Annotated in this window: 11 protein-coding genes; 5 read left to right on the top strand and 6 right to left on the bottom strand. The window is 35.0% G+C overall.

The genetic code is table 11. The annotated features are described in order from the left end of the window. The first annotated feature begins 88 nt into the window (after nucleotides 1–88). The 3 genes from AAGV33_RS10235 (at nucleotide 89) to AAGV33_RS10245 (ending at nucleotide 2,219) form a co-directional block, all read left to right on the top strand. A complete protein-coding gene (locus AAGV33_RS10235) occupies nucleotides 89–847 on the top strand; it encodes an ABC transporter ATP-binding protein (RefSeq protein ID WP_373391972.1) in 759 nt (252 codons plus the stop codon). A 328-nt stretch (nucleotides 848–1,175) separates the two neighbouring features. After that, nucleotides 1,176–1,526 (top strand): hypothetical protein, encoded by a 351-nt coding sequence (locus AAGV33_RS10240; RefSeq protein WP_373391926.1) that lies wholly within the window; start codon nucleotides 1,176–1,178, stop codon nucleotides 1,524–1,526. A 141-nt stretch (nucleotides 1,527–1,667) separates the two neighbouring features. Beyond that, nucleotides 1,668–2,219: a GNAT family N-acetyltransferase gene (locus tag AAGV33_RS10245; protein ID WP_373391927.1), complete on the top strand. Its 552-nt coding sequence runs from the start codon at nucleotides 1,668–1,670 to the stop codon at nucleotides 2,217–2,219. 420 nt (nucleotides 2,220–2,639) lie between these two features. Here AAGV33_RS10245 and AAGV33_RS10250 read toward each other — a convergent pair whose 3' ends face one another. Further along, nucleotides 2,640–3,392 carry a glycerophosphodiester phosphodiesterase gene (locus AAGV33_RS10250; protein ID WP_373391928.1) on the bottom strand — a complete coding sequence of 251 codons (753 nt, stop codon included), beginning with the start codon at nucleotides 3,390–3,392 and terminating at the stop codon, nucleotides 2,640–2,642. Between the two features lie 264 nt (nucleotides 3,393–3,656). On the opposite strand from AAGV33_RS10250, the gene AAGV33_RS10255 reads away from it, so the two are divergent. Continuing rightward, on the top strand, nucleotides 3,657–6,833 hold the full coding sequence (locus AAGV33_RS10255) for a TonB-dependent receptor (protein WP_373391929.1): 3,177 nt from the start codon (nucleotides 3,657–3,659) through the stop codon (nucleotides 6,831–6,833). A gap of 84 nt (nucleotides 6,834–6,917) precedes the next feature. On the opposite strand, the gene AAGV33_RS10260 is transcribed toward AAGV33_RS10255, so the two are convergent. From AAGV33_RS10260 to glyA, 4 genes are all read right to left on the bottom strand, one after another. Next, nucleotides 6,918–7,412, bottom strand: coding sequence for a GNAT family N-acetyltransferase (locus AAGV33_RS10260; protein WP_373391930.1), 495 nt, complete (start codon nucleotides 7,410–7,412; stop codon nucleotides 6,918–6,920). 3 nt (nucleotides 7,413–7,415) lie between these two features. Beyond that, nucleotides 7,416–8,459, bottom strand: coding sequence for a GMP reductase (gene guaC, locus AAGV33_RS10265; RefSeq protein ID WP_373391931.1), 1,044 nt, complete (start codon nucleotides 8,457–8,459; stop codon nucleotides 7,416–7,418). 214 nt (nucleotides 8,460–8,673) lie between these two features. Continuing rightward, a complete protein-coding gene (locus AAGV33_RS10270) occupies nucleotides 8,674–9,267 on the bottom strand; it encodes a MiaE family protein (protein ID WP_373391932.1) in 594 nt (197 codons plus the stop codon). 97 nt (nucleotides 9,268–9,364) lie between these two features. Beyond that, nucleotides 9,365–10,639 (bottom strand): serine hydroxymethyltransferase, encoded by a 1,275-nt coding sequence (gene glyA, locus AAGV33_RS10275; protein ID WP_373391933.1) that lies wholly within the window; start codon nucleotides 10,637–10,639, stop codon nucleotides 9,365–9,367. A gap of 106 nt (nucleotides 10,640–10,745) precedes the next feature. Here glyA and fahA point away from each other — a divergent pair, with 106 nt between their 5' ends. Further along, on the top strand, nucleotides 10,746–12,029 hold the full coding sequence (gene fahA, locus AAGV33_RS10280; protein WP_373391934.1) for a fumarylacetoacetase: 1,284 nt from the start codon (nucleotides 10,746–10,748) through the stop codon (nucleotides 12,027–12,029). A 73-nt stretch (nucleotides 12,030–12,102) separates the two neighbouring features. Here the strand turns inward: fahA and fsa are convergent, their stop codons facing one another. Further along, nucleotides 12,103–12,759: a fructose-6-phosphate aldolase gene (fsa, locus tag AAGV33_RS10285; RefSeq protein WP_373391935.1), complete on the bottom strand. Its 657-nt coding sequence runs from the start codon at nucleotides 12,757–12,759 to the stop codon at nucleotides 12,103–12,105. Nucleotides 12,760–12,791: the final 32 nt, after the last annotated feature.

Consider the following 12,791-nt stretch of genomic DNA (forward strand, 5'->3'; position numbering starts at 1 on the left):
AAAATTATTTTAAAGAAAGAACATCATGACAGAAACGATAGTACAAAAAAGACAAGTACCACACGATCCAGCAGGTTTTGAAAAATACATGTTGGAATTAAACAACCTAACTAAGATCTACCCAACTCCAAAAGGTGATTTTGTGGTGTTAGAAAATTTAAATTTAAAGATTAAAGAAGGCGAATTCGTCTCCATTATTGGACATTCAGGATGTGGAAAAACAACCTTACTTTCTATGATTGCAGGTTTAAATCCTATTTCGGGAGGACAAATTGTTTTAAACGGTTCGCCTATTTCGGGTCCAGGTCCTGATAGAGGAATTATTTTTCAATCGCCTAGCTTATTGCCTTGGATGTCTGCGTTGGAAAATGTAGCCTTGGGTGTAGATAAAGTCTTTGCTTATGCCAGTAAAAAAGAGCGTCAGGATATTTGCAAATACTATTTGAACAAAGTAGGACTAGACGGTGCATTCGACAAAAAAGCCAAAGATCTTTCGCAAGGAATGAAACAAAGGGTGGGAATTGCCAGAGCTTTGGCACTAAAACCCCAAATATTGTTGCTAGACGAACCTTTTGGAATGTTAGATTCATTGACAAGAGGCGAATTGCAAGATGTTTTATTAGAAGTGTTAAACAAAGAGAAAACAACAGGAATCATGATTACCCATGATGTAGATGAATCCATTTTCCTTGCCGATCGAGTAATTATGATGACTTCTGGTCCAAGAGCTCAAATTGGTGACATTCTAGACATCAATTACGAAAGACCCAGAAACAGAAAAGCAATTTTAGAACATCCTAGTTATTATGACAATAGAGAACATCTGATTAATTTTCTGGAACACTAATCTCAGCATTTTAAATAGCCCCCACAATTTTACTTTAATTATTTTTACTTAAAAATCGAAGCCTTAAAACTTCGATTTTTTTATGCCTTTTGCCCATACAGCTGAAAAAACATAAAAAAGTTAAACCGCAAATTTTAATGAGCACATAAAAGCAAATAATAATACCATTTAGAAATATAAAACAGTTTTTTGTTTTACCTCACCCCGACCCTCTCCAAAGGAGAGGGAGTTAAAAGATTGGATTATTTTATATTTCTAAATGGTATAATTTGCGAATTTTAGGTAACTATTTTCAACTATTTTTGTGCCCAATAAATTTCAAAAAGCAATGAACATCGAAGACCTGATAGGTAACTTTCAAATTATAGGAAGCAATCAAGATGCCGAAGAAAACAACTATAAAGGAACACTTTCTTTAACACTGGACAGCAACAAAAGAATCAAAGCCAAATGGATTATTAATAAGGACCAACTGCAAACAGGCACTGGATTTTTTAGAGATAATATTCTGGTTATCAATTTTAATTATGAAGGCGAAGATGCTGAAATTTATAAAGGTGTTGCCGTTTATCGTTGTTTGTCTAAAGATCTTTTAGATGGTTTTTGGTCTGAAAAACATGGTAATCCTTTGTATTTGGGAAAAGAACGTTGTTTTAGGATTTCGGAAGTAGTGAATTAGACTATTTTTGTAAGATTTATTTATATATTAGCAAAAAAATAAAGCGACAACAAACATTTCGCCAATCTATCCAATTTTGGGCGTATACACGAAGGTTTGTTTCGCCTATAAACTAGTTAGATGTGATTTTAACCAACAACAATGCAAAAATTCAAACCACAAATATTAGCACTAAAAAATCAAAAAACTGTAACAATTAGACAAGCAGAAATTAATGATGCGGAAAAGTTGCTCAATTGTATAAAAACTTATGTTCCACAAAGTGATTACATTCCAAAACTTGAACAAGAAATCAAACTGACAATTGAACAAGAAAAGGAATGGATTAATTATTTTTTGACAAACGAAAATTCTTTGCTTTTAATTGCTGAATTTGACAATGAAATAATCGGGAATATTGACTTAACTGGCAACCGAAGAAAGATAATGGAGCATACAGCAGTAATTGGAATGGGAATACTTAAAGAATGGAGAAATTCTGGTCTTGGAACAGCATTATTAAAATTGGCAATTGAATGGGCAAAAGAAAATTCAATTATTGAGCTTCTTTGGCTTCAAGTTTACACAGACAACGAATTAGGATTAGGATTGTATCGCAAATTAGGATTTGAAGAAAATGGAATAATGAAAAATTTTTTTAAGCAAGACGGGAAATACTTTGACAATCTAACAATGACAATGGACGTGAAATAAAAACCATAGCTAACAAGAGTTTTGCGTCAGGCAGGCTAAAGTAAGAAATTCAACAGTAGTTTTTTAATTGAACTTTAGTAAAAAATCCGTTTTTTGTGTTTCTAAATCCCGCCCGAACGCAAAGCCCCGAAACGTTAAACAAATAACTGTATTAAAATAAAACTTTCATCAAAAGCAGAAAATATACTGATACAAATTACTGGGAAAAACACCAAACTTGGTGACTTACGAACCATTGCCAAAAACATAAAAAAAGACCACCAATTAGCAACGTGAAAATTAAATTGCTTCGAGCTAGAAATTATTGGTGGAAATCATCTAAAACAAAAGATAAAATAATTATCATCGGTAGTCTAAAAACAAAAAAAGTGATTTACATCCATCGTAAACCACTTTTTTTAAATCTAGAAAACACCCTTTTTATTTGGTAATTCTTTCTGGAAAATCAGTTATAATCCCGCTTACTTTAAGTGCTTGTAAATTTTTAATATCTACTGCTTCATTTACAGTCCAAGGATATATTTTAAAATTATTCGCTTTCATGATGGCAACATTTTCGGCTGTCAGGGTTTTATAATAAGGGTTGATTGCCTGTGCTTGTAATTCTGTTGCTGTTTTGATAATAGTTTCAATAGGATCTTTGTAAGTCAGTAAACCAATGGCGATCTCAGAACTTAATTCTCTCATTTTTTGCAATTCAGCTATTCGAAAACTAGAAATAAAAAAATCTTTATTTCGCCAGCCTTTTTTCTTATATTCTTCTATAATTCGGTAGGTATCCGTTGCGGTATTAGTTCCTTTCAATTCGATATTCAATACTGCTCTTTTATCAATAGTTTCGATTACCTCTTGTAGTGTAGGTATCTGATGTTTTCCTCCCACAAGAACTTTTCTTAAATCTTCAAAACTATAGTCTTCAATTTTACCTTTAGCATTCGTAATTCGATCTAAATTGTCGTCATGAAAAACAACCATTTCACCTGTTTTAATTTTAAACACATCAATTTCTAGCATATCCGCTTTTAGTTCGACTCCTTTAGAAATAGAAGCCAAGGTATTTTCGGTTTCATGCCCCATGGCGCCTCTGTGTCCACAAACGAGCATTTTATTTGACCCACAATTTGATAAAAAAACAGCCGCTGTTGCAGCTAATAATAGTGTACTGATTTTCATAATATTCGTTTATTTTTTCCTGTAAAAATAGGCTAAGCCACAGAATCAAATATTAAGCACGGATTAAATTAAAACTAATTTACCTCAATAAACCCAAGGGTTAAGCAGCTATTTTGGTTAACAATTTCTTAAAAAAACCGATTAAAAACAGTGTTTTTTAAGACTTGATTAACACAAAAGTATTTTACAGTTATTATTAAAATAACAGCCTTTTTTCAATTAGTGAATTCCTTTGTGCTCACTAAAAAACTAAAAAAAGTATTCATGAAACAACTCCCATTATTATTGTTTACCTTAGTACTGACCCTATTTGTTAGCACTATAAATGTTGCTCAAACCACCCAAGCCTCGATAGTAGGTGTGGTTTTAGGAAACAATTCAGAACCGCTAAAAGACGCAAGCGTTCAAATTAAAAATGAATCAACAGGATTCAAAACCAATTCTTTATCCAATTTCAAAGGGGTGTTTACCTTCAAAGAACTTCCTTTAGGAGGTCCTTACACAATTAGCGTTACAGCTCCGGGTTTTGGAGAACAACAACGCTCTGGTTACACGCTAAATCAAGGCGATTTGATTAACGTAGAAATTGCCATGCAAAACGACGTTAAAAACTTAGAGGTAGTTGAAGTAGTTGGTCGTGGATTGAAAAACAAGACTGGATACCTAGGATCTGCTACCGCAGTTTCGGCAAAAATGATCAATGCGCTGCCTGTAAATGGAAGAAATTTTACGAGTTTAATGGATTTATCTCCATTAACAAGAGGTGGAAATATTTCAGGACAGCTTGCTTCTTCTACTAATTATACATTAGATGGAATGAACGCAAAAAACCCTACTTCGGCAGGAGCTACAACCAGCAGAAGTGGTGCCCCTTACTCTATTTCTATAGAAGCAGTTAGAGAATTTAAGGTAGTTACAAATCAATACGACGTAAGTTTTGGTCGAAGTGGTGGTGGTACGGTAAGTGCTGTAACAAAATCAGGAACGAATGAGTTTTCAGGAAGTGCATTTGCATACAATCGTGCCGATTGGTTATCGAGTCCGTATGATATTAGAGGGAACAAACGTCAAAATGATTTTTCAACCACTCAATATGGTTTTACTCTTGGAGGTCCCATCATCAAAGATAAATTACACTTTTTTATCGCTTGGGACCATCAACAAGATATGCGTCCTTTAATTATTGCTGATGTTCAATCACCAGATGATGAATTGCGATTTAATGTGACTCAGGCAACATTGGATAATTTCTTAACTATTGCTCGTAACAAGTACGGGGTTTCTAGTGCGCCACAATTTGGAACATTCGATAAAAAAAGAAATTCTGATGCCGCTTTTGCTCGTATTGACTGGCAAATTAACGACAATAATTTATTGACCGTACGTAATAATTTTACTTATGACAACAACAAATTAGGACTGCAAGACAACAATCCTATTACCTTGTACGAATCTTATGGTAATGATTTGAATATTGATAATAGCATCTTAGCATCATTACGTACAAAAGTCAATGCACGAGTAACCAATGAATTTAAAGTACAACATTTACATACTTTTCAAGACAGTTATCCTGGAGACCAATTGCCTTCTTACAACATTCCACGAGCCATTGTAGAAAATGTTTCTTCTACAATTAACGGTGCAGTGAGAACGACAAATATTCAAATTGGAGGACATCGCTTTGCACAAGAAAAATTTACGAATAATGTTTTTCAAATTGTGGACAACATCTACTACAACACAGATAAGGTAAAATACACTTTTGGCTTTGACCTGATGCAAACTAACGCTAAATCATTGTATGGCAGCGAAGTAAATGGTCGTTTTCATTTTAATAGTGTTGCTAATTTTGACAACTTTACACCCTATCGCTATTACAGAGAAGTACCTTTAGTAGCTGATCCAACCGTGATTTCAAACATCTTAAACGCTGGTGTTTATGGTCAATTACAAACCAAAATTGGTATAGGATTAGATATGACATTAGGACTACGTTTTGATTACGCTACTTACCCAACTGCTGGTTTTAATCAATTAGTTTTTGACGAATTAGGTATTCGCACTGACAACAAACTTCAGTCGGCTATCTTGCAACCAAGAGTACAATTTTCTTGGGATATCAATGAAAAACAAAAAGATTACCTTCGTTTTGGTGCTGGAATTTTCGCCTCTGATTTGAACAATTATGCCATTATCAATAACTTGTATTTTGATGGAAATCATACTGCTACAGTAGATGTAAGATCGCCAAATGTACCTTTACCTAATTTTATTGATTACCGAAATAACTATTCCAGCATCCCTACTTTAGATGCTTTTCAGTTACCAACGATAAATTACACTGGAACAGATGCTGATGTACCTGTTGTGTATAAAGCAAATGTATCTTATTCTCATTTCTTTACCGATAAATTAAAGGCTGGAATTGCTGGTTATGCCACTTTAGGACGCAATAACTATGTGTATGTAGATCGTAATATGGTAGCAGATCCATTCTTTAGACTAGCTAATGAAGGCAACCGTGGCGTATATGTTCCAGCAGCATCCATTCCAGCAAATGGAGCTGGTGACTGGATGCAAGGAAGAATTAGTGATAAACTAGGACGTGTATTAGAATTAAACAGTGAAGGTAAAGTGAATCAATTTGCCATGGTAGTAGATGCAACGTATCGCTATTTTAAAGATGGTGAAATTTCTGCTAGTTATACTTTGAATGAAACTAAAGATAACACCTCGTTCAACGGAAACGTAGCCAACACAGCAACTTTAGTTTTACCGGTTCAAGACGATCCAAGGGATTTGAGTAAAATGAGTTATTCAGACAATCACTTCCGTCACAAAGTAGTTTTTTATGGAACTTTGCCTAGTTTTTATGGTTTTAATGTAGGAGTGCGTTATTCTGGTATAGGCGGTACACGTTACAGCTTATTATCAGGAGGAAATACAAATGCAGATTTTGTTACTTCATCAAATGATTTAGCTTTTATCTTTGATGTAAATGATCCAACAGTTCCCCAAAACATCAGAACAGGTTTGCAAACCATACTTGATAATCCAGAAGCCAGCCAAAGTTTAAAGAATTACATCAACAAATACTCGGGAAGAATTGCCGAAAGAAACGGCGGAATCAATGAATTTTACGGTTTAGTAGATCTTAGAATTACTAAAAAAATAACAATACACAAAAAGCAATTCCTAGAATTTACAGCCGACATCTTTAATGTTGCCAATTTATTAAACAAAGAATGGGGCGTTAATAAATCACTAGGAAGCCAGTCTTTATATGCCTTAGGAACACCTGCCTCAGGAACAACAGAAGCAATTCCTGGATTTGACAGCACAAGACAACAATTCAACTACCGAGTGAACAATGCAGGACTTCCAGCTCTTTCCGGAAATCCATATCAAATACAAATAGGTTGTAAGTATGCTTTTTAAAAAACATTAAACAAACCCAAAAAAATGACCCTTAAACAATTGCTGTTTAAGGGTTTATTTTTGTAGTGATAACAATCCTAAAAATCAAATCTCCTTCTCCATAACATAATCTTCCATCAAATAACCGTGTTCCAATTCAATATCAATTTCCTGAATGATTTTGAAACCTAATTTTTGATAGAAAGTCAACGCCTTATTAAATCGGTTGACATTTAATAAAAGCGTAGCAGAATCATTTTCTTTTGCAAATTGAGTAATAGATTCAATTAACAATTTCCCAACTCCTTTTCCCTGTGTTTCTGGAAGAATGTAAATTTTATGGATTTTTGTAGTATTTCTATCTTTATAATAATGTTCGAAAGAAGCAAAACCTAAAACAGTATCTGCTTCTTTAGCCAGAATAAACTCCTGTCCGTTTTCTAAATTCGCTCGCAAAGCACTTTCCGAATAAAAGGCATTGAGCATATACTCTAATTGCGGTTGAGATAAAATTTCGCCACAGGTAAGCGGCCAGGTTTTATGGGCTATTTCGGTAATACTATTTAAATCGGCAACGGTAGCTTTAACAATACGTATCATTGGTTATTCGGTAGTAAAAACTCTATTTTCTTGTTCGCTGACACGTATAAAAGTGGTTCTTTTAGTCAATTCTTTCAGTCGGGAAGCTCCCACATAAGTACAGCTGCTGCGCAAACCGCCTAAAATATCCCAAACTGTATTGACAACATCTCCTTTAAACGGAATTTTAACTGCTTTACCTTCGCTTGCTCTGTATTCGGCAACGCCACCTACATGTTTGTTCATGGCTGTGGTCGAACTCATGCCGTAAAATTGTTTGTATTGTTTACCATTTACTTCTAGTAGTTCTCCACCACTTTCAGTATGTCCGGCGAGCATTCCGCCCAACATCACAAAATCAGATCCTGCACCAAAAGCTTTTGCTACATCGCCCGGAGTGGTACAACCACCATCACTGATAATATGTCCGCCTAGTCCATGAGCGGCATCGGCACATTCGATAATTGCCGAAAGTTGCGGATAACCCACGCCTGTTTTTATTCGGGTAGTACAAACCGAGCCCGGTCCAATGCCTACTTTTATAATATCGGCACCTGCCAGAAGTAATTCTTCTACCATTTCGCCAGTAACTACATTCCCTGCAATAATTACTTTGTCGGGAAATTGTTTTCGGGTTTGTTTTAAGAAGTTCACAAAATGCTCCGAATACCCATTGGCAACATCAATACAAATAAATTTCAATAAAGGATTAGCAGTAATAATTTCGATTACTTTTTTGAAATCGTTTTTTCCAGTTCCTGTACTAACTGCTATGTAATCATAAAAATCAGGAGCCACATTTTCAAGAAATGCACTCCATTCTGAAACCGAATAATGCTTATGAATGGCTGTAAATAGTTTGTGTTTAGCTAATTCACTAGCCATTTCAAAAGTTCCTACCGTGTCCATATTAGCTGCCATGATAGGAATACCGTTCCACTTAGTAGTGCTGTGCAAAAACTTAAATTCCCTTTCTAAAGAAACCTCAGCCCTACTTTTTAATGTAGAACGTTTGGGTCTAATCATTACATCTTTAAAGCCTAATTTTAGATCGGTTTCTATTCGCATAATTATCACTTTTTAGTCGGTTATTGGAAAATAACTTTTGTTTTTCTTAAAAGTAATGAATTTTATCCGAGAATTATTCAATAAAAAAAGAGACTTATCAACGTTATATTAACCATGATAAAAACTACGCAAAGAAGTATTTAACTTTTCGATTCTAATCAATATAATCATACTAAGACTGAATACTAAAAATCTGAATACTGATCACTAAAAACTATCCGTGAATGGTTTCCCCTTTTCCATAATTCGAAATAATAGATTCTTCAAATTCCAGCCATTCTCTCCAACGTTTTTCTACATCAATTCCTTCGCCATATTTTCGTGCATAGGTAATAAAAGTAGTGTAATGTCCTGCTTCGCTTTCCATTAATTCTCTGTAAAAAACAGCCAATTCTTCGTCCTGAATATTTTCCGAAAGCACTTTAAAACGCTCACAACTTCTGGCTTCAATCATTGCCGAAAACAACAACCTTTCGACCAAACCTGAAACTCGGCTTCCATTTCCGCTTTTTTTCATGTATTGGTACAATTCGTTTACATAATCGTCTTTTCGCTCGCGACCTAATTTCAATCCGCGTTTGATGATGATGTTATGCACTTGTTCGAAATGATCGATTTCTTCTTTGGCTAAAGCCAATAAATCTTTAACCAAGTCCTGGTGTTCTGAATTATTGGTAATAATCGTAATCGCATTCGTCGCTGCTTTTTGCTCGCACCAGGCATGATCGGTCAGGATTTCCTCTATGTTTTTCTCTACAATATTCACCCATCTTGGGTCGGTTGGTAATTGCAATCGTAATACGCCCATGTTTTTAGTCTTAAGGTTAAAAGTCCTGAAAAGCAAAAGTCGAAAGTCAAAATTATACTTTCGACTTTCGACTTTAAAAATTTGGTAACTTATTTAATTAGAAAACAAAAATCGCTCTTTCGCTCATCATTTCGTTTACTTCTTCAGCTACTTCTTCGATAACATCTTCGTTAGTATGATTTGTCAATACTTTGTCAATCATAGCAACAATGGTTTCCATATCTTCTTCAACTAAACCACGAGTTGTAACTGCAGCAGTTCCTACACGGATACCAGAAGTTACAAATGGCGATTTATCATCAAATGGAACCATGTTTTTATTTACAGTGATTTCGGCTTTTACCAAAGCATTTTCAGCCTCTTTTCCAGAAATTCCTTTGTTTCTTAAGTCAATTAACATCATGTGGTTATCAGTACCACCAGAGATAATATCGTATCCTCTTTTTACAAAAGCATCTGCCATTGCATTAGCATTTTTTTGCAATTGACGAGCGTAAGTAAAGAACTCATCTTGTAAAGCTTCACCAAAAGCAACCGCTTTAGCAGCGATAATGTGCATTAATGGACCACCTTGGTTTCCAGGAAAAACAGCTAAGTCTAATAAAGAAGACATCATTCTGATTTCTCCTTTTGGAGTAGTTAATCCCCATGGATTTTCGAAATCTTTCCCCATCAAGATCAAACCACCTCTTGGCCCACGTAATGTTTTGTGAGTTGTAGTAGTTACAATGTGACAGTGAGGAATTGGATCATTCATTAATCCTTTAGCAATTAAACCGGCTGGGTGAGAAATATCAGCCATTAAAATTGCACCTACACTATCAGCAATTACTCTAAAACGCTCAAAATCCATATCACGAGAATAAGCCGAAGCTCCAGCGATGATTAATTTTGGTTGCTCTTTAGTTGCAATTTCCTGGATTTTATCATAGTTCAAACGACCTGTTTCTTTTTCAACACCGTAGAAAACCGGGTTGTAAACACGTCCTGAAAAGTTTACTGGAGAACCGTGAGTCAAGTGACCCCCGTGAGATAAATCAAAACCTAAAATTTTATCACCAGGCTTCAAACAAGCGTGAAACACTGATGCATTAGCCTGAGAACCAGAGTGTGGCTGAACATTAGCATACGCAGCACCAAACAATTCTTTAGCTCTATCAATTGCAATTTGCTCAATAACATCTACTACTTCGCAACCTCCATAGTATCTTTTACCAGGATATCCTTCTGCATATTTGTTTGTCAAAACTGAACCAGCAGCTTCTATTACTTCATCACTTACAAAGTTCTCAGAAGCAATAAGTTCTAAGCCATGTATCTGTCTATCTTGTTCCTCAAGAATAAGTTCAAAAATTTGTTTGTCGCGTTGCATTTTTTAGATTTTAAATAATTTAGCGCAAAAATACAAAAAAACGTTTGCTAAACAGTTAGATTATGATATATTTGATATATAATTTTCAACAAAAAATTAACAAAATATGCCAATATTAGCCAACGATACAAAAAGAAAATCATGGATTGAAGTTCCTGAAAATAGTGATTTCCCGATCCAAAATATTCCTTTTGGTGTTTTCTTAACTAAAGAAAATGTAGTAACGGTAGGAACTCGCATTGGTGATTCGGCTATTGACTTAGGTGCATTACAGCAATTGGGATATTTTACAGGTATCGAATTAACTGATGATATGTTCATTCAAGATACTTTGAATGATTTTATTTCTGATGGAAAAAAAACATGGCGCTTAGTTCGCAATCGTATCGCAGATATTTTTGACGAAAACAATCCTAAACTGCGCGATAATGCCGCTCATAAAGACATTCTTATATTTAAAATTGACGAAGTAGAAATGCAATTACCTGTATTAATAGGCGATTACACTGATTTTTATTCCAGTAAAATTCATGCTTCTAATATTGGAAAAATGATTCGTAATGAAGAAAATGCCTTGTTACCTAACTGGCCTCAAATGCCTATTGGGTATCACGGAAGAAGTTCTACAATTGTTCCTTCAGGAATTCCGGTTCACCGACCTATTGGGCAAAGCTTACCTCCAGAAGGATTAACGCCTGTTTTTGGAGCTTCTCGTTCGATTGATTTCGAATTAGAAACGGCTTTTATCACAACAGACGCTAATGTCATGGGAGAAATGATTCCTATTAACGAAGCCGAAGATTATATTTTCGGGATGGTCTTACTAAATGATTGGACGGCTCGCGACATTCAAAAATGGGAATACATGCCTTTAGGTCCTTTGTTGTCTAAGAACTTTGCTACTTCTATTTCGCCATGGATTGTAACGATGGATGCATTAGAGCCATTTAGAGTAGCCAGTCCAAAACAAAATCCGAGTCCACTTCCTTATTTGCAACAAAAAGGAAGACATACTTTTGATATCAATCTTGAAGTTAGCATACAGCCAGAAAAAGCTGAACCAACTACCGTTTCTAAATCCAATTTCAAACACATGTATTGGACTATGAACCAGCAATTAACACACCATACTTCTAATGGTTGCAGGGTGAATTCAGGTGACATGATGGGTTCTGGAGCGATTTCGGGTCCTACTGAAGACAGCTATGGCTCGATGCTAGAATTGACTTGGGGAGGCGAAAAACCGCTAAAATTGAATGATGGTAGCGAACGTAAATTTATCAATGACAACGACACAGTTATCATAAAAGGCTTTTGCGAAAACAGCCAGGTTAGAATTGGTTTTGGAGAAGTCTCCAGTAAATTACTTCCTCCATTCGTTAGAAAATAAAAAAGAAAACAACATAAAAAAAGTCCCGTCTGAATTTACAAACGGGACTTTTTTATTGGGATAGAAGTAAATATTACTTGTTTCCTTTTTCGAAATCAGCAATAAATTGAGCTAATCCGATATCTGTTAATGGGTGTTTCAACAAACCGTAAATTGCAGAAAGTGGTCCTGTCATTACGTCTGCACCAATTTTAGCACAGTTTACAATATGCATAGTGTGACGAATAGAAGCTGCAAGAATTTGAGTTTCATAACCATAATTATCATAGATATCTCTAATTTCCTGAATCAAGTTCAATCCATCAGTAGAAACGTCATCTAATCTTCCTAAGAATGGAGAAACATAAGTAGCACCCGCTTTAGCAGCCAATAAAGCCTGACCAGCAGAGAATACTAAAGTTACGTTAGTTTTTATTCCTTTATCAGAAAAATATTTAGCAGCCTGAACACCTTCTTTAGTCATAGGCAATTTAACAACGATTTGCTCGTGCAATTCAGCTAATTCTTCACCTTCTCTTACCATTCCTTCAAAGTCCAAAGCATTTACCTCAGCACTTACATCACCATCAACAAGATTACAAATGTCAACATAATGTTTCAAGATGTTATCTTTTCCTGTGATTCCTTCTTTAGCCATTAAAGATGGGTTTGTAGTTACACCATCTAATACACCTAAAGATTGTGCTTCTTTAATTTGAGCTAAATTAGCCGTGTCAATAAAAAATTTCATAATTTATATATTTAATTGTTTTTAGATTATTC

This window comes from Flavobacterium magnesitis (genome assembly GCF_041729735.1).
GTDB lineage: Bacteria > Bacteroidota > Bacteroidia > Flavobacteriales > Flavobacteriaceae > Flavobacterium > Flavobacterium magnesitis.